The 26,260-nt window shown below is 59.4% G+C and carries 25 protein-coding genes; 10 read left to right on the forward strand and 15 right to left on the reverse strand.

Annotated features, from left to right (window positions below; translation table 11 throughout):
• The first annotated feature begins 39 nt into the window (after window positions 1-39).
• The 4 genes from J0X19_RS19305 (at window position 40) to J0X19_RS19320 (ending at window position 4,266) form a co-directional block, all read left to right on the forward strand.
• Entirely contained in the window at window positions 40-741 is a 702-nt protein-coding gene (locus J0X19_RS19305; RefSeq protein WP_206986064.1) for a hypothetical protein, read from the forward strand.
• Between the two features lie 140 nt (window positions 742-881).
• Window positions 882-2,033, forward strand: coding sequence for a sensor histidine kinase (locus tag J0X19_RS19310; RefSeq protein WP_206986065.1), 1,152 nt, complete (start codon window positions 882-884; stop codon window positions 2,031-2,033).
• 155 nt (window positions 2,034-2,188) lie between these two features.
• Window positions 2,189-3,328 carry an alkene reductase gene (locus J0X19_RS19315; RefSeq protein WP_206986066.1) on the forward strand — a complete coding sequence of 380 codons (1,140 nt, stop codon included), beginning with the start codon at window positions 2,189-2,191 and terminating at the stop codon, window positions 3,326-3,328.
• Between the two features lie 152 nt (window positions 3,329-3,480).
• Window positions 3,481-4,266 (forward strand): LytR/AlgR family response regulator transcription factor, encoded by a 786-nt coding sequence (locus J0X19_RS19320; protein ID WP_206986067.1) that lies wholly within the window; start codon window positions 3,481-3,483, stop codon window positions 4,264-4,266.
• 171 nt (window positions 4,267-4,437) lie between these two features.
• Here J0X19_RS19320 and J0X19_RS19325 read toward each other — a convergent pair whose 3' ends face one another.
• From J0X19_RS19325 to J0X19_RS19350, 6 genes are all read right to left on the reverse strand, one after another.
• Complete coding sequence (locus J0X19_RS19325) at window positions 4,438-5,655, reverse strand: PQQ-dependent sugar dehydrogenase (protein ID WP_206986068.1); 1,218 nt, start codon at window positions 5,653-5,655, stop codon at window positions 4,438-4,440.
• Window positions 5,656-5,859: 204 nt separating this feature from the next.
• A complete protein-coding gene (locus J0X19_RS19330) occupies window positions 5,860-6,648 on the reverse strand; it encodes a LytR/AlgR family response regulator transcription factor (protein WP_206986069.1) in 789 nt (262 codons plus the stop codon).
• An 81-nt stretch (window positions 6,649-6,729) separates the two neighbouring features.
• Entirely contained in the window at window positions 6,730-7,770 is a 1,041-nt protein-coding gene (locus J0X19_RS19335; RefSeq protein ID WP_206986070.1) for a sensor histidine kinase, read from the reverse strand.
• Between the two features lie 11 nt (window positions 7,771-7,781).
• Window positions 7,782-8,669, reverse strand: coding sequence for an alpha/beta fold hydrolase (locus tag J0X19_RS19340; protein ID WP_206986071.1), 888 nt, complete (start codon window positions 8,667-8,669; stop codon window positions 7,782-7,784).
• A gap of 107 nt (window positions 8,670-8,776) precedes the next feature.
• Window positions 8,777-9,640 carry a hypothetical protein gene (locus tag J0X19_RS19345; RefSeq protein WP_206986072.1) on the reverse strand — a complete coding sequence of 288 codons (864 nt, stop codon included), beginning with the start codon at window positions 9,638-9,640 and terminating at the stop codon, window positions 8,777-8,779.
• A 66-nt stretch (window positions 9,641-9,706) separates the two neighbouring features.
• On the reverse strand, window positions 9,707-10,144 hold the full coding sequence (locus tag J0X19_RS19350) for an ABA4-like family protein (RefSeq protein ID WP_206986073.1): 438 nt from the start codon (window positions 10,142-10,144) through the stop codon (window positions 9,707-9,709).
• A gap of 264 nt (window positions 10,145-10,408) precedes the next feature.
• On the opposite strand from J0X19_RS19350, the gene J0X19_RS19355 reads away from it, so the two are divergent.
• The gene (locus tag J0X19_RS19355; RefSeq protein WP_206986074.1) at window positions 10,409-11,041 is read left to right on the forward strand and encodes a hypothetical protein; all 633 of its coding nucleotides are present in this window, start codon (window positions 10,409-10,411) and stop codon (window positions 11,039-11,041) included.
• Between the two features lie 107 nt (window positions 11,042-11,148).
• Here J0X19_RS19355 and pckA read toward each other — a convergent pair whose 3' ends face one another.
• Window positions 11,149-12,765 carry a phosphoenolpyruvate carboxykinase (ATP) gene (gene pckA / locus J0X19_RS19360; RefSeq protein WP_206986075.1) on the reverse strand — a complete coding sequence of 539 codons (1,617 nt, stop codon included), beginning with the start codon at window positions 12,763-12,765 and terminating at the stop codon, window positions 11,149-11,151.
• A gap of 340 nt (window positions 12,766-13,105) precedes the next feature.
• Here pckA and J0X19_RS19365 point away from each other — a divergent pair, with 340 nt between their 5' ends.
• Complete coding sequence (locus tag J0X19_RS19365) at window positions 13,106-14,017, forward strand: AraC family transcriptional regulator (RefSeq protein WP_206986076.1); 912 nt, start codon at window positions 13,106-13,108, stop codon at window positions 14,015-14,017.
• A gap of 220 nt (window positions 14,018-14,237) precedes the next feature.
• Window positions 14,238-14,747, forward strand: a complete 510-nt coding sequence (locus J0X19_RS19370) for an FKBP-type peptidyl-prolyl cis-trans isomerase (protein WP_206986077.1) — start codon at window positions 14,238-14,240, stop codon at window positions 14,745-14,747.
• A 102-nt stretch (window positions 14,748-14,849) separates the two neighbouring features.
• Here the strand turns inward: J0X19_RS19370 and J0X19_RS19375 are convergent, their stop codons facing one another.
• Window positions 14,850-15,986 (reverse strand): AMP-binding protein, encoded by a 1,137-nt coding sequence (locus J0X19_RS19375; protein ID WP_206986078.1) that lies wholly within the window; start codon window positions 15,984-15,986, stop codon window positions 14,850-14,852.
• Between the two features lie 28 nt (window positions 15,987-16,014).
• Complete coding sequence (locus J0X19_RS19380; protein WP_206986079.1) at window positions 16,015-16,464, reverse strand: hypothetical protein; 450 nt, start codon at window positions 16,462-16,464, stop codon at window positions 16,015-16,017.
• A gap of 155 nt (window positions 16,465-16,619) precedes the next feature.
• Between J0X19_RS19380 and J0X19_RS19385 the strand changes: the two genes are divergently transcribed.
• Window positions 16,620-16,835 carry a hypothetical protein gene (locus tag J0X19_RS19385; RefSeq protein ID WP_206986080.1) on the forward strand — a complete coding sequence of 72 codons (216 nt, stop codon included), beginning with the start codon at window positions 16,620-16,622 and terminating at the stop codon, window positions 16,833-16,835.
• Between the two features lie 474 nt (window positions 16,836-17,309).
• Here J0X19_RS19385 and J0X19_RS19390 read toward each other — a convergent pair whose 3' ends face one another.
• From J0X19_RS19390 to J0X19_RS19415, 6 genes are all read right to left on the reverse strand, one after another.
• A complete protein-coding gene (locus J0X19_RS19390) occupies window positions 17,310-17,735 on the reverse strand; it encodes a DUF1810 domain-containing protein (protein WP_206986081.1) in 426 nt (141 codons plus the stop codon).
• A gap of 189 nt (window positions 17,736-17,924) precedes the next feature.
• The gene (locus J0X19_RS19395; RefSeq protein ID WP_206986082.1) at window positions 17,925-18,470 is read right to left on the reverse strand and encodes a hypothetical protein; all 546 of its coding nucleotides are present in this window, start codon (window positions 18,468-18,470) and stop codon (window positions 17,925-17,927) included.
• A 344-nt stretch (window positions 18,471-18,814) separates the two neighbouring features.
• Window positions 18,815-19,639 carry a 1,4-dihydroxy-2-naphthoyl-CoA synthase gene (gene menB, locus J0X19_RS19400; protein ID WP_206986083.1) on the reverse strand — a complete coding sequence of 275 codons (825 nt, stop codon included), beginning with the start codon at window positions 19,637-19,639 and terminating at the stop codon, window positions 18,815-18,817.
• 142 nt (window positions 19,640-19,781) lie between these two features.
• Window positions 19,782-21,716 carry a 2-succinyl-5-enolpyruvyl-6-hydroxy-3-cyclohexene-1-carboxylic-acid synthase gene (gene menD / locus J0X19_RS19405; protein WP_206986084.1) on the reverse strand — a complete coding sequence of 645 codons (1,935 nt, stop codon included), beginning with the start codon at window positions 21,714-21,716 and terminating at the stop codon, window positions 19,782-19,784.
• A gap of 119 nt (window positions 21,717-21,835) precedes the next feature.
• Window positions 21,836-23,152, reverse strand: coding sequence for a chorismate-binding protein (locus J0X19_RS19410; protein WP_206986085.1), 1,317 nt, complete (start codon window positions 23,150-23,152; stop codon window positions 21,836-21,838).
• Window positions 23,149-23,592 carry a hotdog fold thioesterase gene (locus tag J0X19_RS19415; protein ID WP_206986086.1) on the reverse strand — a complete coding sequence of 148 codons (444 nt, stop codon included), beginning with the start codon at window positions 23,590-23,592 and terminating at the stop codon, window positions 23,149-23,151. Before J0X19_RS19415 ends, J0X19_RS19410 begins: the two co-directional genes overlap by 4 nt.
• 85 nt (window positions 23,593-23,677) lie before the next feature.
• Between J0X19_RS19415 and J0X19_RS19420 the strand changes: the two genes are divergently transcribed.
• Together J0X19_RS19420 and J0X19_RS19425 are read left to right on the forward strand one after the other, a co-directional pair.
• Entirely contained in the window at window positions 23,678-24,292 is a 615-nt protein-coding gene (locus tag J0X19_RS19420; RefSeq protein WP_206986087.1) for a histidine phosphatase family protein, read from the forward strand.
• A 182-nt stretch (window positions 24,293-24,474) separates the two neighbouring features.
• Window positions 24,475-26,217 (forward strand): pyruvate dehydrogenase complex dihydrolipoamide acetyltransferase, encoded by a 1,743-nt coding sequence (locus tag J0X19_RS19425; RefSeq protein WP_206986088.1) that lies wholly within the window; start codon window positions 24,475-24,477, stop codon window positions 26,215-26,217.
• Window positions 26,218-26,260 lie beyond the last annotated feature (43 nt).

Genomic DNA, 26,260 nt, shown 5'->3' on the forward strand with positions numbered 1-26,260 from the left:
CGCCACTAACCACTTCCACATCCTACTTCCTTCCCTGTCATGAAAAAGTTACTCTACACCCTTGCCCTTGTTGCCACTTCCTTCGCCGCCGTAGCCCAGAAGCCGGCCAGCGTGGCCGTTGCCGCCGCTCCCGCCACCGATGCCTACGCCAGCATGATGGCCGCTACCATTCAGGAGTTGATGAGCACCGGCGAGCCAGCCCAGCTCAAGCAGGCCGATGCCAAATTCGAGCGCGCCGCCGCCGTAAACGGCAAAGACTGGCTGCCCCGCTACTACCAGGCCTATGCCCGCCTCATCACCTGCTTCCAAAGCAAAGAGGAAGGCGACGTGAAAGACCAGTACCTCGACCAAGCCGAAGCTGCGCTGGCGCAAGCCCGCAAGCTGGGCGGCGACGAGTCGGAGCTGCTGGTGTTGCAGGCCTACATCTACCAGGCTCGCCTGGGTGTCTCGCCGATGCTGCGTTCCATGAAATACTCGCGCATGGTAACCGAAGCCCTCGACCAAGCCAAAAAGCTGAACGCCGCCAACCCCCGCATCTACCTGGTGCAAGCCAACAACGTGTACTACACCCCCGCCATGTTCGGGGGCGGCGCCGACGTAGCCAAGCCGCTCTACGAAGAAGCCAAAAAGCGCTATGCCGCCTTCAAGCCCGCCTCCAGCACCGCGCCCAACTGGGGCGAGCGGCAGCTAGTGGGCCGCCTGAAAGCCTACGAAACGGCCGCCGTCACAACGGCTAAATAGCCAGTACGCGGGGCCGGCAGGCGCATTGCCTTGCCGTGGCCCCGCGTGGGCGGGCCGGGTCCGTGCGGGGCGGCACTCAGCTGGTGCCTGGGGTATCGTTTCTGCTGGCTTTTTTAAAGGACGTTTTTGCCCTTACTTTCATGCAAACTTCCCTGCCTGCTGCCGTGGCCGTTCCCAAGCCTTCTCTGCCCGCAATGGCCCCCGTGTTTCGCGCGCCCAACTCGCTGCGTTCAATTGGGCGGGCCCTGCGGGTTATTTTACTTATGTCCGTGGTCATTAGTCTGTTGGTAAACCCACGGGCGCTGCACAGCGGGCAGGCCTTTGCTATCACCTACGCCTACACCGTGATGTACAGCACCGGCCTGTGGCTCACCAACGGCTACGTGGTGGAGTGGCTGAACCGGCGCTATGCCTGGACGACGCAGCCGCTGCGCCGCCTGCTGCTCACGCTGGCCGTGTCGCTGGGCGGCTCGGTGCTGGTAATTGTGCTCATGAACGCCGTGCTGCTGCTACTGCTGCACAAGCCGCTGGAGCGGTTATGGTCAGACGATATGTACTGGCAGATTCTGGTGCCACTCATCATTACCGTCATTATCTCCTTGTTCAACCACAGCCGGGCCTTTTTCCTGCAATGGCGCGAAGCTGCCGTGCGTGCCGAGCGCCTCGAAAAAGAAACCGCCGTGGCCCGTCTCGACTCGCTACGCCGGCAGGTAGACCCGCACTTTCTGTTCAACTCGCTGAACGCCCTCACCAGCCTCGTAGAAGAAAACGACCCCGTCCGCGCCGTGCGCTTCATCCGCCAGCTCAGCCAGGTGTACCGCTACGTGCTCGATAGCCAGGCGCAGGAAGTGGTGTCGCTGGAAGAGGAAATGCGCTTCGTGGAGTCGTACGTGTTTCTGCAACGCACCCGCCTCGGGGAAGGCGTGCAGGTTGACATTGTGCTGCCCCCCGCCCCCGACTTGGATACCCTGCTGGTGCCGCCGCTGGCCATCCAACTGCTGCTAGAAAACGCCCTCAAGCACAACGCCACCAGCCAGCGCGACCCGCTCCGCATCAGCATCACGCTGGACGCTGCGGCCCGGCAGCTGGTAGTGCGCAACGCCCTGCGCCCGCGCCGCCTCGCCGAAGGCGAATCCACTGGCCTGGGTTTGGAAAACCTGCGTGCCCGCTACGCCTTCCTGACCAAGCAGCCCATGACGGTAGTGAAAACCGCCACTGAGTTTGTGGTAACGCTGCCCGTATTAACCCTGGAAACCGAGCCAGCGGCCGCAACAAATAGTGAGCTTAGCTAGGCGCTGAAATAAGGAGTTGAAAATTAAAGCTGCTGATTGATAGGATAATAGCGAGGATTGGGAGTTTATTTCTGGGAACGGCAAACAAGCATGTAGCTACACAGGTTGTAGGCGAGCAATTAGCAAAACAACCAACATAGCAACTCTTCTCAGCCATGAGCCACGATTCAACCTTATTCACGCCGTTCCAGATGGGCGCGCTGCACTTGCCCAACCGCTTGGCAATGGCCCCCATGACGCGCAGCCGCGCCAACAACGACGGCAACGTGCCCACCGATTCAACGGTAACGTATTACGAGCAGCGGGCTTCGGCCGGCCTCATCATCACGGAAGGCTCGCAGGTTTCGCCGCAGGGCGTGGGCTACATCTCCACGCCCGGTATCTACAGCGAAGAGCAGGTGGCCGGCTGGAAGAAAGTAACCGATGCCGTGCACGCCGCCGGGGGCCGCATCTTCATTCAACTGTGGCACGTGGGCGCTATTTCGCACCCGTTTTTTCACAACGGTGAACTGCCCGTAGCTCCTTCGGCCGTGCAGCCAACCGGTGTAAAGGCTTTCACGGGCAGCGGTATGGAAGAAATTCCAACACCCCGCGCTCTGGAAACCAACGAAGTGAAAGCCGTAGTGGAAGACTTCCGCAAAGCCGCTGAAAACGCCAAAAAAGCCGGTTTCGACGGCGCCGAAGTGCACGGCGCCAACGGCTACCTAGTGGATCAGTTCATCCAGGACGGCACCAACCAGCGCACCGACGAGTACGGCGGCAGCGTGGAAAATCGGGCGCGTTTCGCGCTGGAAGTGGTGCAGGCTGTGGCCGACGTATTCGGGGCCGACCGCACCGGTATCCGGCTTGCGCCCACCGGCGGCATGGGCGGCATCAACGATTCCGACCGACTGGGTACGTTCAGCTACCTCACCGAGCAGCTCAACCAGTTTGGGCTGGCGTATCTGCACGTAATTGAGGCCCTGCCCGGCCACCCAATGGCGGCCAAACCCGGCCAGGAGCCGGTAGCTCCGGCGTTGCGCGGCATCTTCAAGGGGCCGTTTATCCTGAACGGCGGCTACACCCAGGAAACGGCCGAAGCGGCCCTCGCCAACAACGAAGCCGACCTGATTGCCTTCGGCGTGCCGTACATTGCCAACCCCGACTTGGTGGAGCGCTACCAGCAGGGCGCGGCCCTCAACAACCCCGATCAGGCTACGTTCTACGGCGGCGATGACAAAGGCTACATCGACTATCCGTCGTTGGAAGAGGCAACGGCCAAAGCCACCCAGGACATCGACCAGAGCAAGAGCTAAGGGCTTCCGGTAGGGTGCCAAAGTGAAAATAAAAAGCCAGCTGCTGCAAAGCGGCTGGCTTTTTTGTGAGGTGAGAGTACCTTGTGCGGGCTGGGTTTATTCCACTACTTCGCAGACCGTACCGGCCCAGCTTTTTCACCAGCTTCCACCGTATGCCGCAAGCTCTCCGCGCCCTGATTATTGAAGACGAACCACTGGCCGCCAGCCGCCTGGCCGGGCTGCTCCAAAAGCAAGTGCAGCCGATAGAGGTAATTGGTATGGCCGAATCGGTGGCGGAGGCAGAGGCACTGCTGCGGGCCGCGCACCCGGCCCCCGACGTGCTGTTTCTGGATATTCACCTGGCCGACGGGCTGAGCTTCGAGCTATTTGAGCGGCTGGAAATCCGCAGCCCGGTCATCTTCACCACCGCCTACGACAAGTACGCCCTGCGCGCTTTCAAGGTGAACAGCGTGGACTACCTGCTCAAGCCCATCGACCCGGACGAGCTGACGGCGGCCCTCGCCAAGCTGTACCGGCAGCGGGATGCCGCCGCCCCCCAGTTTGATGCTACGCTGCTGGCGCGAGTGTTGCAGCAGGCGCAGCCGGCAAAAGAGTATAAGTCGAGGTTTGTGGTGCGGGTGGGCGAGCACCTCAAGGCCATTCCGGTCGAGCAGATTGCCTACTTCGCCAGCCTCGAAAAAGTGACCTTGCTGCACACCCGCGAAGGCCGCAAGTTTGTGGTGGACTACACACTGGAACAGCTGGAAGGCATGCTCGACCCCACCGAGTTCTTCCGCCTCAACCGCGCCTACCTAGCCCATGCCGAAGCCATCCACGACATCATCCACTACACCAACTCCCGCCTGCAAACCGTGCTTAAGCCCACCCCACCCGACAACGACACTGTGCTGGTGAGCCGCGAGAAAGTAGCTGTATTCAAAGCCTGGCTGGACCGGTGAAATAGGGAGGTGGTGAAAGGGTGATTTGCGTTTCGCCATGAGCCTCAGTAGCCCTACTATCAATATTTCGGCCCGACACGCACAACGCTGGAATCTGCGTCGTATGGGTCGGGCTGAATTTCTATTATTCAGGCAGTTGGCTAATTCACAGACTGCTGGTGTCAGCTGCTCCTACGGCCGGTCGATGCGGTAGAGGCGGCCCTGGTCGGTGACGGCGTAGAGGGCACCGTCGCTGCCCTGCGTGATGTCGCGGAAGCGCTGCCCTTCGCTGGCCAGCAGGCGTTCTTCGCCCACCACCTTATTGTTATCAATAACCAAACGCACGATGTGCTGGCCGCTGAGCGCACCAATAAACAAGTTATTGCGCCAGCCAGAAATTCGGTCACTGGTATAGAACGTCATGCCGCTCGGCGACACCACTGGGTCCCAGTAGTATACTGGCTGCTCTAAACCTTCCTGTTGCTGAATGCCTGCGCCAATGGCGGGGCCAGTGTATTCAACGCCGTAGGTGATGGTGGGCCAGCCGTAGTTGGCGCCAGCTTGCAGGCGGTTGATTTCGTCGCCGCCTTTGGGGCCATGCTCTCCTTGCCACACGTCGCCGGTGGTGGGATGGATGGCCAAGCCCTGCGGATTGCGGTGGCCGATGGAGTACAACTCAGGGCGTGCACCTGCTTGCGCAAACGTTGGGTTGCCAGGGGCCGGCTGCCCATCCTTGGTGATGCGGATAACCTTGCCCAAAGCCGACGACGCTACTTGCGCCTGCGGCCGGGTTTGCAAATCAGAACGTTCCCCGGTGCTCACCACCAGGTTGCCGGTGCGGTCGAACACCACGCGGCCCCCATAGTGCAGGTTGCCGGAGTAGGCCGGCAGCGCCCGGTAGATAACGGTAGCACCTTCAATGCTTTGCTCATTATCAGCTAAGCGGCCTTTGCCGATGGCCGTCACGTTGCCGCCGGATATGGCCTCAGAAAACGACCAGTATATCATGCGGTTGGAAGCGAAATTCGGGTCGAGGCACAGCCCCAACAACCCGCCCTGCCCCGCCGGATTTACGGCCGGTATGCCCGTGATAGGGGCACTTACTGCGCCGGCAGCCGTTACAATGCGCAGGCGCCCCGCTTTCTCAGTTACCAACAAGCGGCCATCAGGTAGCGCCGTAACCCCCCACGGGCTGGTTAGCTCCGACGTAATTACCGTGGCCTTGTAGGCGTTGGCGGGTGTCATGACGCCACTGATGCGGGTCTGGCCCTCAAAGGCAGGTTTGTAGGTGGTATTGGGGGCGCTAGTTTCCACCGGGGGGAGGTTCGGCTCCGAAGCCGAGTCATCATCCTGCGAGCAGGAGAGCAGGGCGAGCGAACCGCCAAAAAAGTACATCAAGCTTCGCTTCATAGCATGGCGAATTAAACGTGGATGAATGAACGAAGCCTTTAGTACGGTAGAGCTTGGGTTTTCGTCGATTTTCGCTTGTATTTCCTGGTATCCAACTGTCTGATTTACTCTGCATTTCAATACTGTAGCTGCGGTGTATTTTGTGCTTGAATAGTTGCTAAAGAACTGTTAATCAATAGCTAGATGCGTAGCTCTGTTCGCGCATCAACCACCTTCCAGCCAGCTTTTCACGGCGGCGGCCTTCTCGCGGCTTACCAGCACTTCGTCGGTGGGGGCGGGGTGGAGTTCCAGCAGCAGCTTGCCGTTGAAATGGGGGTGCAGGCGCTGCACGGCGGGTAGCTGGGCAATGAACTGGCGGTTGAGGCGGAAGAACTGGCGCGGGTCGAGGAGGCTTTCCAGCTGTTCCAGGGTGTAGTCCACCACAAAGCGGCAGCCGTCGGTGGTGGCGAGGGTGGTGGTTTCGTGGCGGCTCTGGAACCAGGCCACCTGCGCGGCCGGCAGCGGCAGTAGCTGCTCGCCACTGCGCACCAAGAAGCGGGTTTTGTACTGCTGGTCGGGGCGGGGTAGGCTGTCGAGCAGACGCTCCAGGCGGTGCGCCGTATCGTTGGGGGGCAGTGGAATAGGCTGGGCGGTGGGTGTGCGCCATTCGCGCAGCTTGGTGAGGGCCGTGGTTAGCTCCGCCAGCTTCACTGGTTTCAGCAGGTAGTCTACGCTGTTGGCCTTGAAGGCGCGGATGGCGTAGGCGTCGTAGGCGGTGGTGAAGATGACCGGGCTGCGTACCACGGTCTGCTCGAACACCTCCAAACTCAAGCCGTCGGCCAGCTGGATGTCGCTCAGAATCAGGTCGGGGGCGGGGTGGGCATCCAGCCACGCCAGCGCCCCGGCCACGCTGTCGAGTACGGCCGACACTTGCGCTTCGGGCGCGGCTTGGCGAAGCAGGCGTTGGAGCCGCTCGGCGGCCGGGTATTCGTCTTCGAGCAGCAAAACGGTCATTTAATTAAGAATTAAGAATTGCGCTGTTATAAGTCAATGGTGAGTGGGTGGCTGACTGCTGAGTACGGGAAATTCTTACTTTCAAAGTAAAGGAAGTTGTACCCGAAACCAGCCGTTTTCGGCTTGTACTTCTACAGCGTGCGGGGCTTGCAGTAGCTCGTAGCGGTGGCGCACGTTACGCAGGCCGGTGCCGGTGCCCGGTGCCAGGCCCGCCGTGCGGGGCCGAAGCGTGTTTTCCACCACCAGAAACTGGCCGGCGGCATCACTGGCAAGGCGTAGTTCGAGCGGGTGCTCCCGCGAGGCTACGTTGTGCTTCAGCGCGTTTTCCACCAGCAGCTGCACGCTCAACGGGGCCACGTGGCGGGTGAGCAACTCAGGCAGTATCTGCTGGCTAACGCGCAGGTTGTCGCGGAAGCGGGCTTTGTGCAGCGCCAGATAGGTAGCCACAAATTCCAGCTCTTCGCTAAGTGGCACGGTGGGGGTGGAGCGGGCCAGCAGCACGTAGCGGTACACGTCAGCAAGCTGCTCCACAAACTGCTGGGCGGGCTCGTTTTCGGGCTCGATGAGGGCTGAGAGTGTATTCAGGGAATTGAACAGGAAGTGTGGGTCGAGCTGGCTTTGCAGCACTTCGAGTTGGCTGCGGGTGCCGGCGCTTTGCAGCTGCTCGGCGCGGCGCACGTTCTGGGCCCACTGCTGAAACAGATTCCAGCTTTCGTAGATGAGCTGAATGACGATGGTGGGCACCATGTTCAACCCGAACTCGAACAGAAACGCACTGAGCGTGAGGCGCCCGCCTTGTGCCCGCGCCGCCAGCAGGCCAATGCCCAGCGTCACGAGGGCCGTGACGGAAGTGTTGATAAGCGCCAACGACCAGAGCCGCCGGGTGGTTTGCTCGACCCGCGGAAAGCGCCGAAACAATAGCCGCCACAAGGCCCGGCCCGTCAGCCAGAACGTGGTGGTGATGGCCGTTGAAACCACCCACGCCCCCAGCACTTCCGGCACCGACTGCACCCGCGTCAGCCCCCGCGGCAGCAGCGCCAACATGCCCAGCACCGGAATGCCTATCAGCAGAAACCAACGGTCATTCATGAAAACAAGGGGGCGTTCGGCGGGCAGCGGCATAGGCCAGAGGGTTAGCGCGGGAGCTTCTGCACGAAGCTAACAACTGCCTGCCGGAAGGCCACCGGCTGCTCCAGAAACGAGTTGTGCTTGCCCGGCAGCGTCACGGTTTGCTGCCGCGGGAGCCGGAACGTGCTGGGGGTAGCGCCGGTGGTGCGGTCGTCCTGGCCCACGATGTTGAGTACGGGCATGGTCAGGCGGGCGGTGGCGGGCCCGAAATCCTGGCCGTAGTCGGGCAGCTGGCCGCTGAAAACCTGCTGGCTGAAATCCGAATTGCTGGGTACGGCACGGGCTGCGCGGCTGGCGCGGCTGGCCAGGGAGTCGGCGGAAAACTGAAGCTGCCAGGCTAGTTTCTGCTGCTGCAAGGCGCCCATCACCATCCCAAACCGCTGGGGCAGCGGCAGGCTGGGGTTGGGCTGCGCGGCAGCGGGCAGCAGCGAGGTACCGTAGTGCAGCATGCTTTCCAGCGAAGCCGGCGGGTTCAAAACAGCATTGGTAAGCACTAGCGCTTGCACTCGTTGCGGATAGGTGGTGGCGTAGGCCGTGGCAATAGTGCCCCCGAACGAGTGGGCCAGCACCACCCATTTTTCCAGCCCCAACTGCTGCCGCAGCTCCTCTAAATCCTGCACCATGCGCGCCATCGAGTAGTTTTTGCGCGGCGAGCTGCCGGAGCGGCCACTGCCGCGCTGGTCGTAGTACACCATGCGCAGCTGGTCTTCGAGGCGGTTGCCACCCAGCTTCTCAAACGAATAGCTACCCGCGCCCGGCCCGCCGTGCACATACACGCAGGACACACCCTGGCCCGCTACCTGCACGTACAGCCGCACCGAATCAGAAGTAAGCAACGTGGTGGAACCGTTAGTGAGGAGGCGCTGAGCCTGCACGGCCGTAGTCAAGAGCAAAAGCAGCCCGAAACCCAGGAAACAGCAGCGGCATGCAGCAGAAAATCCGTTCATAACAGACACGATAAAGGCAATAATGGATTTACAGAACTATGTCAGCCCGGCTTTTAGCGGCCTGCCAGCAGCGGTACGCCGTGCATGGCCTGCATAAACAAGGCCGCAACCAGGCCGGCGTAGGTGGCAGCGCCCAGCCACGTTAGGAGCACGGCGCGGCGCGGCAGTTGGCGGCTCAGCCACCAGCCCAGCAGCGGTACTACCTGCAAGGCGTGCAGCCCCAGGAAGTGCGCAATGCGAAGGTCGCCGGCGCGGGTGCTCCACCCAATACCAGGCAGGCCGGGGCCGCCGTCGGGGGCACCTACGGTGTGCTGGTTGAGGTGAATCATCATGCCGCCCAGCACGCTGCCCACTAAGAACAGCAGCAACCCCAGCCGCACGCCCCACACGTAGCCAGCCGGACCGTGCGGCCGGTGCCGCCACACCAGATACACCGCCCACAGCGTAAGGGCCGTATTCAGCATGATAAATACTCCCATCACGGCGAATACCAGGCCGTCGAAGGCCGTAGCGCCGTTGAAGTGCGAGGTGGTACCGCGGCTGGCTTGCAGGAAGATGCACGTCTGCTCCGCTACCATGCTTAGGGCCACTCCCGCGCTCAGCCAGCGTACGGCGCGTTGGCTGGCCGCTGGCAAGTCGGCCAGCAGCCAGCCCAGGGTCCAGGCGTAGGCCAGTACCGAAAAGCTGAACTTGAGCGGTTTCACCCACACGGGTATTCCCGTTACCACGCGGTGGTCGAAAGGCAGCAGGGCCAGCGCTACCAGGGCCAAGCCCACGTTCAGCCAGCCCACCCAGCTAAGCACGGGGTTTACGCGGTACAGCACGCGCAGTGCATGAGCGGCGCGGCTTGGCCATGAGGCAGGAGCGGAACCGGTGGCCGTGGCAGTAGTCGGGGCGAAAGAGAGGGAAGTAGCCATACAATAGGTGCTAATTGGTTAGTTGATCGGCAGGCAGGCAGTTTGTGCTGGTGCTGGCGCCTGGCTTTATGCGGCCGTTGTGCCATAGAAGCGGCGCACCACGGCGTAGAGCAGCAGCCCCACCGGCCCGAACAGAAACGTGAACAGTAGGCAGGGCACCAGCAGCAAATGCGGCACGCCGCGGCGCCGCGCATCCAGGCTTTCCCAGATGCCAATACCCAAATCGAAGCACAGGTAATGCACCCAGCCGGCCAGCAGCGCCCACGGACTACGGAAAAACGCGGCCACATCCTGCAACGAGCTAAATCCGCCTTCTGAAGCGTGCGGCCCCAGGTAGTGGCTGCCAATGAGCAAGGCATACGCCACTGCCAACACCAGCGGCAGGGCGCCGCTCAGTACCACGCGGCGCGTGCCCACCCAGCGGGGCGCCAGTAGCAGCAGAGCCCAGCCCAACATAACCAGTGGGTTGGCCAGGGAAAACAGGAAGTCGGGGGTGAAAGCCATAGCAGCGTATCGGTTGGATGACGAGCCTAAACTACTACCTGGCCGGCGGCGGCGCATGCGCAAACCAGGTGAACCGACAGCGTAAGGCGGCGAACCGTATGGCGGTGGTGGGTGAGGCGTTACGACTTTCGGGGAGCCGGCTTACAACTTCGCCGGTATCTGGCCGTAACTTGCGGCGTGAAACTGCCGATTCGATATGCAAGGCCGCTAGGATTGGCCCTGGGGTTTGGCCTATGCCAAGCCGGTACAGCTCAGGCGTACGAGTTGCCCGTTGCTCCTGCTGCCCTGCACGACAGCGTAACCGTACGGCAGGCCCACCGGCGGTTCACGTTTCAGCTCGACATCCGCAATTCCATCATCAACCACCGCGTTGTGACGCTGCCCGGCCTGAAGCTGGGCATCGAGTGGCGCGGCCGAATCCGGACGGGCCTCGGGGTATATCTGCTCAGCAACGGCATTCCGTCGCGCCAGCCTATTCCGGCTGAGTTGCCCGCCGCCACTGCCGCTGAGCTGCGCTTGCGTTACGTGGCGGGCTTTGGCGAGTACGTGGTGCTGGGTAATCCGCGCTGGGAGCTTACCAATCAGCTTCAGCTTGGGGTAGGCAAAACCTACGCCCACTACGAACTGCCCGATGGCAGCGTGGTTCGTTCCCCGAAACGGGTTATTTGGTTGGTTGAGCCTTCTATTGCTGCCCAAATGCGGGTGTACCGCTGGCTGGCGCTGGGCACGGGGCTGGGCTGGCGGCAGCCGGTGTTTGTGAATAGCCTCACCCAGCGCGAACTAAACGGCCCCGTGTTCTACGGCCGCGTCAAGGTTTCGCTCGGCGACTTATACAAAATAGTCCGTGGCCGGGAGCGGGTATTCAGCCAGCGTGGCCTGCGCCGCTCTGAGTGGTAGCGCGGGTGCGTAGCCAGGCGGGCAGTACCCTGCACTGGTACCCCAAAGCCCTGCCTCCTGAAAGCAGGAAGCAGGGCGGGCCGGATAACAAGGAATTGGGGGGAAGATTAAGCTTCTACCAGCTGTACTTTGGGGGCACCGGCCAGAATGTCGGCGCTGGCAAAGTCGGCGTACTTCTGGAAATTGGTTACGAATTGCTGGGCCAGCTCGGCGGCCGTGCGGTCATAAGCTTCGGAGTTGGTCCAGGTTTGGCGCGGGTCGAGGAGGTGGGCCGGCACGCCGGGCACTGTGGCGGGCATCTCCACCCCAAACACCGGGTGACGATGGAACGACACGTCGGTTAGCGCGCCGGTGAGGGCGGCCGTAATCATGGCGCGGGTGTAGCTGAGTTTCATACGCGCGCCTACGCCGTAGCTGCCCCCGCTCCAGCCCGTATTGATGAGCCAGACCTGTACGTTGGGGTGTTCCTCCATTTTCTCACCCAGCATTTCGGCGTAGCGGGTAGGGTGCAAGGGCAGGAACACCGCCCCAAAGCAAGCCGAAAAAGTCGTTTGGGGTTCGGTAACGCCCATTTCGGTGCCCGCTACCTTGGCCGTATAGCCTGAGAGGAAGTGGTACATGGCGTGGCTCTTATCCAGGCGGCTGATGGGCGGCAGCACTCCAAAGGCGTCGGCAGTCAGGAAGAATATGTTCTTCGGGGCCGGGCCCACGCTCGGCTCCACGGCATTCGGAATAAAGGACAGGGGGTAGGCCGTGCGGGTGTTTTCGGTTACGCTCTTGTTGGCGTAGTCTACGGTGGTGGTGCCGGGCACGAAGCGCGTGTTTTCCACGATGGCGCCGGGCCGGATGGCGTTCCAGATTTCCGGCTCCTTCTCCTGGCTCAGGTCGATAACCTTGGCGTAGCAGCCGCCCTCGAAGTTGAAAATGCCGTCCCGCGGCGTCCAGCCGTGCTCGTCGTCGCCAATCAGGCCCCGGTTGGGGTCGGTGGAGAGGGTGGTTTTGCCGGTGCCCGAGAGGCCGAAGAAGATGGCCGTGTCGCCGGCGGCCCCCACGTTGGCCGAGCAGTGCATGGGCAGGGTCTGGCGCTCATGCGGGAGCAGGTAGTTGAGCACCCCAAAGATGCCTTTCTTCATCTCGCCGGCGTAGCCCGTACCGCCAATCAGAATCAGCTTGCGGGTGAAGTTGATGATGGCGAAGTTCTTCTGGCGCGTGCCATCCACGGCGGGGTCGGCCTCGAAACCGGGGGCGCAGATGATGCTGAAGTCGGGCAGCCAGCTGGTATCGGCGGCCGCCTCGGGGCGCAGGAAAAGGTTGTGGCAGAATAGGTTGTGCCAGGCCAGCTCATTCACCACGCGCAGTTTGAGCTGATAATCTGGGTTGGCGCCAGCGTAGGCTTCCCGCACGAACAGCTCCTTGCCTTCCAGGTAAGCCACCATCTTCCGGTGCAGCTGGTCGAACTTCTCCGGGGCAAAAGGAAGGTTGATGTCGCCCCACCACACGCTGTCCTGGGTGCCCGCGTCCTGCACAATGAACCGGTCTTTAGGCGAGCGGCCCGTAAAGCGGCCGGTGTCGGCCATCAGCGCGCCGGTGTCGGTAAGCTGGCCTTCGTGGCGGCGCAGGGCGTGCTGCACCAGCGCGTCGGCCGGCAAATTCAGGTGTACTTCGGCCGGGGCGGTGGTGAAGCCCAGCGGGGCCAGACGGGCGAGGAGGGAGGGGGTAGACATACGGTTAAGGTGAAATGTGGGAAATTGGGAAAACCGAAAATCTGAGGGGAAAGACAGAGCCGGGTGGGCTCCGAAACGGACATACCTCTTCCTGCTTCGGCCGCGGTGCTAAGCGGACAAAAAAAACATGCAGGAAATCTGGTGGAAAAAGCCCGTTAAATAGCCCAGGCGCTGTGCTTCCGAAAACGCCATTAAGCTTATGTCAAAACTACAATCCAACTTCTGGCTTGAATAACATATTTCGCTATTTTACCAGGACAAAACAAACATCTTTGTTTTTCTATTGTCTGCTGGCGGCCTTCGCGCCCGTTTGGTCTCACTTTATTTCTCTCTCGTCCCGATGCCCAAAGAAATAGCCCACTACAACGGCCTCTACGGCGACGACAAGGCGCAGGTGTCGCACACTTATATCTATAGCCAGCTGATTGGGCAGCGCAACCGCACCACCACCTGGGGCCTGAAGCCGCATTTGCACGGCAACCTCTACCAGCTGTTTTTTCTGGAGGCCGGGCAGGCCACCCTCGATACCAGCGCCGACCCGGTGGAGTTGCGCACGCCCTGCGTGGTGCTGATTCCGTCCAACACGGTGCACGCCTTCACGTTTAGCCCGCAAGTGCGCGGCCGTTCCCTCACCGTAGCCGACGCCCTACTCGACACGATTCTGCAAGTCAGCCCGGCTATTCTTATCGAACTCAACAGCGTATATGTGCTCACCGATTTCACCGAGGAAGAAAGCTTTGCCGAGCTACTGAGCCTGGAACGCGCCATTCACGCCGAAATGCACTCCCAATTGCCCGAGAAGCAATTGGCGCTGAATGGGTATTTCAAGCTGCTGTTTGTGAAGCTGTTCCGCTTGCTCAAGCACCAGCAAAACAAGGCCAAAGGCAGCTCCAACCGCAACCTGCACTACTTCCACGAGTTCCAGAAAAGCGTGGCCCGCGCCGCGCCGTTCGAGAAAAAGATTTCGCAATACGCCCAGGAACTCAACATTACGGCCGTGCACCTGAACCGCATCTGCCAGGCCGTGAAAGGCCGCTCGGCGCTGGAAATCGTGAATGCCAACACCATCCGGCGCGCCCACAACCACCTGGTGTACACCTCCTCCTCGATTTCCGAAATTGCTTACACCCTGCAATTTGCCGATTCCAGCTACTTCACGCGCTTTTTCCGCAAGCACACCGGCCTCTCGCCAATGGCCTACCGCGCCCGCGCCTACCACGACGAAAAGCAGAGCCAACAGCCGGATGCGTGACCAATGAAACCTTCCGGTAGTGCAGGTTGGTTCTCAGTCGGTCGGCACTTATTAATTCATATGTTTACTTTGTTGCTGGCGAGGCCTCAACCGAAATAAGTAAGTCGCCTGCTCGTTTTATTGGTGCGGCTAACCCGCCGTTACTTTTCAGTTTCCTGCTCTTATGAAGTATACTCTTCCTTCCCTACGTTTCTGGCGGCCCCTGACTGGCGGCTTGCTCATGCTTGTTGCTCCCTTGCTGCTAGCTTCCTGTGATGATAACAGCAGCGACTACGAGCTATTGCAAGCGCAGGCTTTGGCGCGGCAGAAAGAAGTCCGTGCGGCCGATTCGCTGGTCATCAACAAGTACATTGCCGATAGTAGCTTAACCAACGTGCAGCGGCAGCCTTCTGGCTTATGTATCGTGTTCAAGAACACTGGTACAGGTGATGTGCCAGCCGCAAGCCAAACGGTGTCAGTGGTATACAGAGGCGCGTTCATCAACGCCTTCAGCAACCGCGTGTTTGATCAGTCACCCCTTGTAGATGGCAAGCGCGAGCCATTCAAGTTTGTTATAGGACAAGGGCGGGTAATTCCTGGCTTCGACCAAGGTATTTCGCTGATGCGCAAAGGACAAAAGGCCATCCTGTTGATGCCTTCTTACTTAGCCTACGGCCCGAACGGAGCCAGCACAATTCCGGCGGATTCCCCTCTGCGCTTTGATGTAGAACTGACCGACATTACGCGTTAGGATACCGCGTACTAATCTTTAGTAAACACGAAGGGCTCGGGTTGAAACATGCAACATGTTTCAACCCGAGCCCTTCGTGTTTACAAGCAATAGCCTGATGAATTACTCCTCGGTTTCAGTGGCAATGGGCAGGCCCTGCAACGTGGCTAAGCGGTTGAGTTTACCGGAAGCTGTGGTTTGAAACTGCGGTATGTATACTAGCTCACGAGGCCGCTCGTACTTGCCCAGGCGTTTGCGCAACAAAGTCATGAGCTGTTGCTGCTGTGCATCCGGCAGCGGTTCGCCTTCCAGGTAGGCCGTTACTTGTTCGCCCAGCCGCTCATCGGGGCGGCCGGCAATGAATACGCGGCGGCCCGGCAAATCCAGTTCGGCCAGGGCTACTTCCAGCACTTGCTCCACCTTTTCGGCCTGCACTTTCACGCCGCCGCTGTTTATCACGAAGTCCACCCGGCCCAGCCATTCGAAGCTGTGGGCGTCGAGCAATTTTATTCGGTCGTTGGTGGTGATGAGTTGGTCGTCGGTGACGTCGGCGCGGACGGTGAGGCAGCCGCGCGCGTCTTGCGCTGCATGAATGCCGGGCAGCACGCGGTAGGCGGTGGCCGGGGCAGCGCCGTTGAGGCGGCGCAGCGCAATGTGGGAGGCGGTTTCGGTCATGCCATACGTGAGGTACACCGGCACCGTCAGCTTCCTGATTTCCTTGGCCAGGCTGGCATCTACGGCAGCGCCACCCACCAATATGGCTTTCATCTGGTTGAGGCGCGGGGCGTGCCCGGCGGCCAGCACCGCCCGCAGTTGTAGGGGTACGAAGGAAGTGAAATCGAACTGCGCTTCGGCGGGTACCAGCGCCAATGGGTCGGCCTGGGGCTCTACAATGGTGAGGTGCATGCGCCGCTCAAAGCCGCGCACCAGCATCATCATACCGCCCACAAACTCGCAGTTTAGGCACACCAGCATCCGGTCCGCCGGCCCCAAGTCGAAATAGTCGCCGGTGCGGCGGGCCGAGGCTTCCAGCTGGTGGCGTTTCATCAGCACTGGCTGGGGCTGGCCCGTGGAGCCGCTGGTGTGCAAGGCCACGTCTTGGGTGCCGTTCAGCCACTGCCGGCAGAAATCCAGCACCTTGGCCTCGTAGCCGTTCAGCTCGAAGCGGGTAGTGGCGGGGTATTGCTGAATATCAGCGTAGTGAAATTCGCGGCCGTTGAGCAGCAAAGAGTCAGGAAGTAAATCGGAAGTGGAAGCCATTACAGAAGAGGAAAAGGTAGGCGCAAACTTAGCTGAGCAGCCACCGCTGATACGTTTTCGCCGAAGGTAAGGTCAGATAAGCCAATGCCCCCAGCAATACGCCCGCCGCCGCCAAATCGAGCGAGGCCCGCGTGAAGACGTACGAAATGAGGAGGGGCAGGGCAAGCAAGCTTAGTAAGCTGTTGTGCAAAAACACCCGGCTCTGGTACAGCCGCAGGTTTTGTTCGGCGGGCCGCCGCAGATTCGGCTGCAACCGTCGGGCCACCACGTACAGCAGCCCGCCCAGCAGCAAGAGCACCGCTGCCAGCAGCAACAGCACCGGCCACGACGCCAGCCGTGGCTGCGGGGCGCTACCTGTGGCCGCTTGGCTGCTGCCCGCCAGCACCACGCTGCCCATCAGCAGTGCCTGCACCAAATAGTGCAGCCAGTGCCGCCCCCGGATGCGCCGGATGGCTTGATGGAAATCAGCGTCGGTCATGGGTGGGGAGGCCGGGAGGAAAGGCGGTGAAGGGCGGTGTCAACAAACAAATCAGCATACGAAGCTGCGGCGCGGAAGGCGGAGAAAACAAGATGGAGCTTGACATCCGGTAAAGAAAAACGTACCTTAAAATCAATCACCAACCTCCCGCCACCATGAAAGCCACCGTTCTAAGTCCGTTTGCTGGCGCCCGCACCTTCGTATTTCGGCGCTACCTTACGCTCCGTTATCAGCTTATTTCTGCCACCGAGTTGGCCGCTCAGGCAGCTCGCCGGGCTCGTAAGCTGCGCAAGAAGGAAGTGAAGAACGAACGGTTACGCAACTTCTTTGGCTGGTGCGAAGGCTGTGCGGCCTACGGCTCCATATTCTAGATTTTAGCAGACTTCTGCATAAGAAAACCGCCACCTTAATGAGTGGTGACTTTCGTTTTAATAAAAATAGGGGAGAAAATCTATCGTGCACTTTCGATTAAGAAAATCGAAAGAACCGGGGTCATCAACAACAGCATTATGAACAGGTAAGTTTTTCTTTCTTTCTGCACTCGTAAAGCTGCGATAAAAAAACTGATGAGATAAACCACGACGATGATGGCTGTAATAAAGCCTAGTCCAATAGATGCTGTAGCACCTGCATAATTATTGTCATATGGCTTCCAGTACATAAAGTGGATAAAGTAAATCCACCATAAGACATATAGTAGCAGGAAAAATCTTGTCATACGTTATAATGTGCAAGTATTCAAGGGATGGTTTTTTAGAAAAGAATACCTGTCTAGGTAAAAGAAATAGATTGATTTTATAATTGCACTATTGAATTGCACTGGATTTACTGGTGGTATTCATCTATTATTTGCCAAGTAATTGCAACGTTTTGCGGTCCTTTTCGCCGCTGTAGAACTTGTCGAGCACTGCCTGAAAAACCGGGTCGGCGTTGGGCAGTGCCCCAAAGAGCGTCATCGATGATTGCAGCTTCATGTCGTCGGGGCTGCCTAGTACCGTGTACGGGTCGTGGCCGGGCAGCGCCAGCAGCGCCCGGCTGATTTCAACCAGCTGGCCACCCAGTACCGGGTGCTGCACAAAGGCCTCGGCTTCCTGCGCGTCTTCTATGGCGTAGAACTTCGCGGTTTCGCTGAGCCCCAGCCCCTGGATTTGCGGAAACACGTACCACATCCAATGGGTTGTTTTCCGGCCGTTTTTTATTTCCGCCAACGCATCGTTGTAATTACGAGCCTGGGCGTCGATGAATCGTTGTAAGTTGTTTTCTGTGGACATTCAGTTTGAGTTTTAGTTAAAATATTCGATAAAAATAGACGTGTTATTTATAACGTTTCACGGCTTTGCGATGTGGTGGCATTCCGTGTTCCGTCAGTTTAAATTTATTACTAAAGTTCAATAGTAGTACAATCGTTCAGCACTTATTCATCAGCCACCATATTGCAAAACCGATGTTAGGTGCAGTTTTTATCCAAATAGTTTCTTCCAAAAGGTTTTTGGTTCATCTACATTTCTAAACTTGTCAACCACTTCATCTGTCGGTAGTCCGAGGTATCGTGTCGCATTATAAGCTACGAGATACTTTTTATGATTTCGATAGTTATGCAGCAAGCGAGTAATTCTCTCGTCTTTAAAAAATGGTAGGTAATATAAAACGTCAATTAGTTCGAACTCACCTGTTATTTGCGGCATTGTCTCTAGGACAATGTCTTTCATTTTATCGTCTTGAGTTATTTGAAAAATAGAATGTGCGATTTTCACCTTTATTGCTCCTTTGCTATCACTAAGCAAGTTCAATAATGTGGGAAGAGCGTCTTTTGATTTAATGTGTCCAAGACCAACGATTGTCCAGTCGTCACGAAGGCTTGCAGCTTCTATAAGTTCGAGTTCTGCAACTTTAAGTTCGTCGCTAGATAAGTTGTCTAGAAGGTTAAGTGGAACACCGTCTTTACGTTGTGCCCAGGTATTAGCACCTAAAAATTCTTGTCGGAATATGTCTAAGTTGTTTGTCACTTAATGTGTGTCTGTAATTGCACCTAACATCTGTATTGACGACATTGTCAATAGGGCTTGAATGTCGTCAAGCGGCGCTTAGTACGCAAGTGTATGTCGTCAACACAACCAGCAGTAGCTGTATTGACGACATAAGGATATTTACAGCTCCATGTCGTCAAGCGGTGAGATAGGAGCTTGTGCTGGGCGACATGCGTATAGATTTCGGTGGTTTTGATGCTGCTCTATTCCAACTAATTCCGATTAAGCCAGACAATAGATTCTTCCTTGCCAACCGAGCAGCATAAAAACGTCCTGCCACGGATTGGCAGGACGTCCTGAATATCTTAACGAGGCGAGCTACCTCACGGGAACTTCGGGTATTTTGAGAAGTCGGGCTTGCGCTTTTCCAGGAAGGCGTTTTTGCCTTCTTTGGCTTCCTCGCTCAGGTAGTAGAGCAGCGTGGCGTTGCCGGCCAGCTCCTGAATACCAGCCTGCCCGTCCAGCTCGGCGTTGAAGCTGGATTTGAGCATGCGTAGCGCCAGCGGGCTTTTCTCCAGAATCTTGTGGCACCAGGCCACGGTGGTTTCTTCCAGCTTATCCAGCGGCACCACTTTGTTCACGAGGCCCATGTCGAGGGCTTCCTGGGCGTCGTACTGGTCGCAGAGAAACCATATTTCGCGGGCTTTCTTCTGGCCCACGATGCGCGCCAGGTACGAAGCGCCAAAGCCACCATCGAACGAGCCTACGTTGGGGCCGGTCTGGCCGAAGCGGGCGTTATCGGCGGCAACCGTCAGGTCGCAGACTACGTGCAGCACGTGGCCGCCCCCAATTGCCCAGCCGGCCACCATGGCCACCACGGGCTTGGGAATGGAGCGGATCATCTTCTGCAAGTCCAGCACGTTGAGGCGGGGCATGGCATCGTCGCCGACGTAGCCACCGTGGCCCCGCACGCTCTGGTCGCCGCCCGAGCAGAACGCCTTGCCGCCTTCACCGGTGAGGATGATGACGCCAATATCGGTGCGGTTGCGGCAGATGTCCATGGCCTCAATCATCTCCTGCACCGTGAGGGGCGTGAAGGCGTTGTGCACCTGCGGACGGTTGATGCTGATTTTGGCGATGCCGTCCGCCTGCGTGAAGAGAATTTCTTTGAACTCCTTGATGGGGGTCCAGGTAAGTTGTTCGGCCATAGGTCTAAGAGTAATGAAAGGAAAGAAGGCCGTCATGCTGAGCTTGCCGAAGCATCTCGCGGGCTGATGTTGGATTACTACTCCTGTGTCAGCCCGCGAGATGCTTCGGCAAGCTCAGCATGACGTTCTGGGTATTAACGCGTCAAGAAACGAAAGCGGCTTTCACCGCCGCCCGGTACTGTTCAAAAAATTCGGCGTTGGTCTTGCTGTCGGTGGTTATTTCGAGCAGGGCCGCGCCGGTTTCCAGTGCAAAGAAAACCGGTAGCGCCGACTCTAGTTCTGTGAACGACGAAACCGGGAAATACCGCAGCTGGAAATCCCGCGCCGTATTCTCGGCAGTCAGCACTTGGCGCGTCTCGAAAAACTCGTCTAGCTCCGGCTGCTGGCGCGGCCCGTCGATGATACGGAAGATACCGCCGCCGTGGTTGTTGAACACCACCACCCGCAGGTTGGGCGTGGGGTAGTTGTGCCAGAAAGCGTTCCGGTCGTAGAAAAACGCCACGTCGCCGGTGAGCAGCACCACCGGCCGCTCGGGCTGGGCCAGGGCCGCGCCTACCGCCGTACTGGTGCAGCCATCAATGCCGCTGGTGCCGCGGTTGGCAAACACTTCCACTTGCTGGCCCTGCGGCAGACCGAGGATGTTGGCGTAGCGCACGGCCATGCTGTTGGCGAGGTGCAAGGCAGCGTGGTCGGGGAGAAATTGCAAGCAGTGGTGGAAGGCCGTAAACTCATTGAACGGCTGCTCGGGCTGCTGCATGAACTCCTGTAGGAAGTCGGTAGCCCAGTTTTCGGCCGCCAGCCACGGCTTTAGGTAAGCGGCTTTGGCGGAAGCATCCGCACCATATAGCTGCTCAGGTTGCGGCCACTCCAACCGAATCGGGCCGGTAGGAGCGGGCTTGGTGGCTACCCGTGTAGCATCTTGCGCCGCAACGAAAACCTCACCCCCCGACCCCCTCTCCAAAGGAGAAGGGGAGCCGAATGATTCAGTTGCAGGCAATACGTCAGGCTCCCCCTCTCTTTTGGAGAGGGGGTCGGGGGGTGAGGTCAACGCCCCAAAGAAATCCGCTGGCTCCATGCGCACCAGCTTGGTAAGCGACTGAAACGTGTCGGCTTGATAACCGGCGGCTTGGATGTGCCAGTGCTGCGCGGGTTTGGCGTTGCGCAGGTACAGCTTCAGCGACTTCGAGATGAGCGACTGGCCGAAGGTGATGAGCAGTTCCGGCTTCAGCGCTTCCTTCAGCCCTGGCTCTGGCACCGCCATAAACACATCCTGGTGGCCTAACGGGCGCAGCCGTTGGTCGTAGCCGGCTGCAACGGGCAGGTGCACGTTGGCAATCAAGTCACCGACTACGGGCACCTGCCAGGCGGCGGTAAAGCGGTGTAGCGTCAGCAACAGGTCGGTATCGGCGGGTTGTTGGCCGGCTACTACCAATACCCGGCTGGTCGTGCGCAATGCCTCACGAAATTCCGCTAGCACCGAACTTGGCAACTGTGGGCGGCCGGGCAGTTCCCGCGTCACTTTCACGTCCTGCTCGTACTGGATTGCCTCACCGGCCTTTGGGTAGAATGGCTCCCGCAACGGCACGTTCACCTGCACCGGCCCTGCTGGTCCCGCCTGCGCCAAGTTGATGGCCTCGTTTATAATGCGCGCCGAATGCCACTTGGCATCAGCATGCGTGGTATCGGCCGGAAACTCGAAGGCTCCTTTGGCGTGGGCGCCGTACAGGTTGTGCTGCCGGATAGTCTGGCCGTCGAGCTGGTCAATCCACTCCGGCGGCCGGTCGGCGGTAAGAATCAGCAGCGGAACGTGCTGGAAATAGGCTTCGGCTACGGCGGGGGCGTAGTTGAGGCCGGCCGTGCCCGAGGTACACACCAGCACCACGGCCCGCCGTTGCGCCTGCGCCATACCCAGCGCAATGAAGGCCGCCGCCCGCTCATCGGGCACCACCCGCACCGTGAGGGCAGGGTGGCGGGCAAAGGCCAGCGTCAGCGGCGCCGAGCGGGAACCCGGCGACAACACCACATCGGTAATGCCGTGCCGGGCGCAGATTTCAGCAATGTTATGAACAGCCTGCATTTTCTTAATTAAGAATTTAGGAATTAAAAATTAAGAATTGGACTGCCAATTGAGGCGAGAAACGAAAGCAGAAGAGGCGTAGAGGTGCCACTGATTTTTAATTTATAATTCCTTAATTTTTAATTCAATACGGCCCCTACGGTGGTTAGCTTCAGCTCGGTTTCCTGCCACTCCCGCGCGGGGTCGGAATCGACGGTGAGGCCGGTGCCGGCGTAGAGGATGGCTTCGGTAGGGCGGAGCTGGAGGCCGCGCAGGTTTACGTACAAGCGCGACACGCCGGCCACCGGCAGGTTCACGGGGCCCAGGAAGCCGCTATAATACGCCCGGTCGTAGCCTTCGTATTGGTGCAGAAAGTCCAGGGCAGCCTGCTTGGGCATGCCGCCTACGGCCGAGGTCGGGTGTAGCAGGCGCAGCATGTCGGTGCCGAGGGTAGGGAAGGGGACGCGCCGCAAATTCACCGAAAAATCGGTGCGCAGGTGCAGCAATTCGCCCGCCGCCACGGTGCGGGGGCCGGTTTCGTCGTACTCGCGTAGCCGCAGCTGCTTGAAGCAGCTCACGACGTAGCGCGCCACCAAGGCCTGCTCCTCGATTTCCTTTTGCCGCCAGACGGCCGTGTACGGCGAGTGGGCGGGGGGGCGGGGCTGGGTGCCGGCCAGCGCCATGGTACAGAAACGGCCATCTTCGGTGAGCTGCACCAGCGTTTCGGGCGTAGCCCCAAACCAGGTGCCGGCCCCAGGGGCACTCACCAAACTGGCAAACGCCAGCGGATACCGATGCTCCAACTCCACGAAGGCCCGCAAGGCATCAAACCCCGCCGGCAACGGCCGCCGCACGGCCCGGCTGCTCACCACCTTCAGTACTTGCCCCGCCTCAATGGCCGCCACCCCGCGTTCCACCAAGGCCATGTATTCTTCCTTAGAAGCCTCGTGCGGTACCGGCTGCGGGCTTACATGCCAGGGTAAGTTGGTTGTTGGTTGCTGGTTGTTGGTTGCTAGCTTTTCAGTTGTCAGGTCGTGACCTGCTGCCTCATCTTCTTGGTTCTTAGTTCTACTATCTAAGTTCTCAGCAGCCAGCCACTTCCGCAGCTTCGGCAGCAAAGTAGCGGCCCCACTAGCTGTTTCGTTGATGCGTAGCTCCCGGGGTTGCGCGCTATCAAACCACACATCGGCGGGGATGAACAGGGCCGGGTTGTGGTCGGTGTCGCGGAAGGGGAAGAAGGCGAAACCGGCCGGAGCCGTGGCTTCCAGCGCGGGCGGCAAACCAGTCAGGGCCGCTTCCGCCGAGAAGCTGAAACACAGCTGCGTGGTTTGGGCTTGCGGCAGCCGCCACATGGCCACGGGCAAGCCATAGTGCAACGCAAAAGCCGTCAGGCAGCGCAGCTGATTGGGCAGGGTAGCCGGGGCTGGCCAGGTGATAATCAAGGGTGTTTTACTCATGCTTGTGGCTGAGCCGGGGCAGGCAAATCAATAACGGCCATGGTAATGCGGCTGATGCACACCAACGCGCCGGTTTCTTCGTGGGTGATGCGGATTTCCCACACCTGCGTGGTGCGGCCCACATGCAGCGCCGTGGCCTTGCCCACCACGTACCCTGATTTCACTCCTTTAATATGGTTGGCGTTGATTTCCAGCCCGACGCAGGCTTTCTTGCGTAAATCCACTTGCAGGGCCGCCCCGATGCTGCCCAGCGTTTCGGCCAGTGCCACCGAGGCCCCGCCGTGCAGCAAGCCCATCGGCTGGTGCGTGCGGTGGTCAACGGGCATCCGGCCGGAGATAGTCTGCTCGCCAACTTCGGTAATCTCGATGCCCAGGTGCTCGCCTAAGGTGTTCTTCGACCAGGCATTGAGTTGGGCAACGTCGCGGGTGGGGTAGGTCATTTAGTGGTGGAAAAACGTACAAGGACAGCCGGTAACGCCCGAAATCGGGCTACTTTTGGGTATAAACAGCAAAGCTAGCGGGAAAGTGAGCGTCAAAAAAATATACCTGATTCGCCACGGCCAGACCGACTTCAACGTGCAGAACATCGTGCAGGGCAGCGGCATCGACTCCGACCTCAACGAAAAAGGGCGGCAACAGGCGGCGCAGTTCTTTGCGGCCTATAAACAGATGCCCTTCGATAAAGTCTACACCTCGGTGCTGCGCCGCACCCACCAGTCGGTGCAAGGCTTCCTCGACATGGGCTTGCCGCACGAGCAGTACGCGGCGCTCAACGAAATCAGCTGGGGTGTGCGCGAAGGCACCCGCATCACGGCCGAAGAAGATGCCGAATACCACGGCGTGCTGGCGCAGTGGAACCGCGGCGAAACCCACGCCCGCCTCACCGGCGGCGAAAGCCCCGACGAAGTAGCCGCCCGCCAGCGCCCGTTTATCGAGCTGCTAACCTCGCGGCCCGAAGAAGAAAACGTGCTGGTGTGCATGCACGGCCGCGCCATGCGCGTGCTGCTCTGCCAATTGCTGGGCTACCCGCTCCGCCGCATGGACGCCTTCGAGCACCGCAACCTGTGCCTCTACAAAGTCCACTACACCGGTTCGATGTTCACGGTGCGCAATTTCCTGGATGTAGCCCACTTAGAGTAATATGGTGAAGTGGTGAGATTGTGACATGGTGAGTTTGACGTTCTCTCGGCGCGGCTCCGTGCCGTTTGCGCTAACAGAACGTCAAACTCACTATTTCACCACTTCACCATTTCACTCATGGGTTTGCACCGCCGGATTTTCGGGCTAATTTTGACCCCCACTCATTTCAACCGAAGAAACAGATGGCCGAAATCATAAAAATGCCCAAAATGAGCGACACCATGACGGAAGGCGTCATTGCGTCCTGGCTCAAGAAGGTAGGTGACAAAATAAAATCTGGTGATGTATTGGCCGAAGTCGAAACCGACAAAGCCACCATGGAGCTGGAAAACTACGAGGACGGCACCCTGTTGTACATCGGCCCCAAGGAAGGTGAGTCGGTAGCCGTAGACGGCATTCTGGCCATTGTGGGCAAAGAAGGCGAAGACTATTCGGCTCTGCTGCAAGGTGGCGGCGCTGCCCCTGCCCCAGCCGCAGAAGCTCCCAAAGTGGAAGCCGCTCCGGCCCCTGCGCCTGAAGCTCCGAAGCCCGCCCCGGCTCCGGCCCCCGCCGCTGCACCCGCTCCGGCCCCCGCCGCCGCGCCAGCTGCTGCCGGCAATGGCAAGAAAGCCACCGTGGTGCGCATGCCCAAAATGAGCGACACCATGACCGAAGGCACCATTGCCTCTTGGTTGAAGAAGGTAGGCGACAAAGTGAAGTCCGGTGACGTGCTGGCCGAAGTGGAAACCGACAAGGCCACCATGGAGTTGGAAAACTACGAAGACGGCACCCTGTTGTATATCGGTCCGAAAGATGGCGAATCGGTAGCGGTTGATGGCATCCTGGCCATTATCGGCGAAGAAGGCGCCGACGTGCAGGCTCTGATTGGCGGCCAGAGCGGCGGTAGTGCTGCCCCCGCCGCCGAAGCGGCTCCTGCCGCCGCACCAGCTGAAAATGCTGCTGCCGCTGCCGCTCCACAAACCGCAACGGCTACTCAGCAGCCTGCTGGTGGTCGTCTGCTGGCGTCGCCGCTGGCCAAGAGCATTGCCAAAGACAAAGGCATCGACCTGAATACCATTAAAGGTTCGGGCGAAAACGGCCGCATCATTTCCCGCGACCTGGAAAGCGCGCAGCCAAGCGCCGCTGCTGCTCCTGCTGCCCAGCCCGCTGCTACGCCTCAGTCCGAGTACATCAAAGCCGCCCTGCCCGAGCAGCAAGCTCCAGCCGAAGCGCCGAAAGCCGCTCCGGCGCCCGCCACGTCTTCGGCCGACTACACCGAGACGCCGGTTTCGCAGATGCGCAAGGTTATTGCCCGTCGCCTCTCCGAAAGCCTGTTCACAGCCCCACACTTCTATCTGACGATGGAAATTGTGATGGACCGCGCCATGGAAGTTCGCACCCAGCTCAATACCCTGTCGCCGGTGAAGCTCAGCTTCAACGACCTGGTTATCAAAGCCTGCGCCGTGGCCCTCAAGCAGCACCCTGCTATCAACTCCTCGTGGCTCGGCGACAAAATCCGCCAGAACAAGGTGGTGAACATTGGCGTGGCCGTAGCCGTGGACGAGGGCCTGCTCGTGCCCGTAGTGCGCAACGCCGACGGCAAAGGCCTCTCGACCATTGCCACCGAAGTGAAAGAGCTGGCCGGCAAAGCCAAGAGCAAGAAGCTGCAACCCGCCGAGTGGGAGGGAAGTACCTTCACCATCTCCAACCTGGGCATGTTCGGCATCGACGAATTCACGGCCATCATCAACCCACCGGATGCCTGCATCCTGGCCGTGGGCGGCATCAAGCAAACGGCCGTGGTAAAGGATGGTGCATTGGCCATCGGCAACATCATGAAAGTGACGCTCAGCTGCGACCACCGCGTAGTGGACGGTGCTACCGGCGCAGCCTTCTTGCAGACAGTAAAGAGCCTGCTCGAAGACCCCATGCGGATGCTAATCTGATAATTTAAGCGCCACATACATGCAAGAAAGCCAGTCCGCAAGG

Origin of the sequence: Hymenobacter telluris, assembly GCF_017313265.1 — a bacterium.
Lineage (GTDB): Bacteria > Bacteroidota > Bacteroidia > Cytophagales > Hymenobacteraceae > Hymenobacter > Hymenobacter telluris.

What these genes read in the sequence shown, in the direction of transcription:
- J0X19_RS19425 (WP_206986088.1), top strand. Translation starts at nt 24,475, where the DNA reads ATGGCCGAAATCATAAAAATGCCCAAAATGAGCGACACCATGACGGAA.
- J0X19_RS19325 (WP_206986068.1), bottom strand. Translation starts at nt 5,655, where the DNA reads ATGAAGCGAAGCTTGATGTACTTTTTTGGCGGTTCGCTCGCCCTGCTC.
- J0X19_RS19345 (WP_206986072.1), bottom strand. Translation starts at nt 9,640, where the DNA reads ATGGCTACTTCCCTCTCTTTCGCCCCGACTACTGCCACGGCCACCGGT.
- J0X19_RS19305 (WP_206986064.1), top strand. Translation starts at nt 40, where the DNA reads ATGAAAAAGTTACTCTACACCCTTGCCCTTGTTGCCACTTCCTTCGCC.
- J0X19_RS19410 (WP_206986085.1), bottom strand. Translation starts at nt 23,152, where the DNA reads ATGAGTAAAACACCCTTGATTATCACCTGGCCAGCCCCGGCTACCCTG.
- pckA (WP_206986075.1), bottom strand. Translation starts at nt 12,765, where the DNA reads ATGTCTACCCCCTCCCTCCTCGCCCGTCTGGCCCCGCTGGGCTTCACC.
- menB (WP_206986083.1), bottom strand. Translation starts at nt 19,639, where the DNA reads ATGGCCGAACAACTTACCTGGACCCCCATCAAGGAGTTCAAAGAAATT.
- J0X19_RS19330 (WP_206986069.1), bottom strand. Translation starts at nt 6,648, where the DNA reads ATGACCGTTTTGCTGCTCGAAGACGAATACCCGGCCGCCGAGCGGCTC.
- J0X19_RS19415 (WP_206986086.1), bottom strand. Translation starts at nt 23,592, where the DNA reads ATGACCTACCCCACCCGCGACGTTGCCCAACTCAATGCCTGGTCGAAG.
- J0X19_RS19370 (WP_206986077.1), top strand. Translation starts at nt 14,238, where the DNA reads ATGCTTGTTGCTCCCTTGCTGCTAGCTTCCTGTGATGATAACAGCAGC.
- J0X19_RS19380 (WP_206986079.1), bottom strand. Translation starts at nt 16,464, where the DNA reads ATGACCGACGCTGATTTCCATCAAGCCATCCGGCGCATCCGGGGGCGG.
- J0X19_RS19350 (WP_206986073.1), bottom strand. Translation starts at nt 10,144, where the DNA reads ATGGCTTTCACCCCCGACTTCCTGTTTTCCCTGGCCAACCCACTGGTT.
- J0X19_RS19365 (WP_206986076.1), top strand. Translation starts at nt 13,106, where the DNA reads ATGCCCAAAGAAATAGCCCACTACAACGGCCTCTACGGCGACGACAAG.
- J0X19_RS19335 (WP_206986070.1), bottom strand. Translation starts at nt 7,770, where the DNA reads ATGCCGCTGCCCGCCGAACGCCCCCTTGTTTTCATGAATGACCGTTGG.
- J0X19_RS19375 (WP_206986078.1), bottom strand. Translation starts at nt 15,986, where the DNA reads ATGGCTTCCACTTCCGATTTACTTCCTGACTCTTTGCTGCTCAACGGC.
- J0X19_RS19320 (WP_206986067.1), top strand. Translation starts at nt 3,481, where the DNA reads ATGCCGCAAGCTCTCCGCGCCCTGATTATTGAAGACGAACCACTGGCC.
- J0X19_RS19385 (WP_206986080.1), top strand. Translation starts at nt 16,620, where the DNA reads ATGAAAGCCACCGTTCTAAGTCCGTTTGCTGGCGCCCGCACCTTCGTA.
- J0X19_RS19315 (WP_206986066.1), top strand. Translation starts at nt 2,189, where the DNA reads ATGAGCCACGATTCAACCTTATTCACGCCGTTCCAGATGGGCGCGCTG.
- menD (WP_206986084.1), bottom strand. Translation starts at nt 21,716, where the DNA reads ATGCAGGCTGTTCATAACATTGCTGAAATCTGCGCCCGGCACGGCATT.
- J0X19_RS19310 (WP_206986065.1), top strand. Translation starts at nt 882, where the DNA reads ATGCAAACTTCCCTGCCTGCTGCCGTGGCCGTTCCCAAGCCTTCTCTG.
- J0X19_RS19390 (WP_206986081.1), bottom strand. Translation starts at nt 17,735, where the DNA reads ATGTCCACAGAAAACAACTTACAACGATTCATCGACGCCCAGGCTCGT.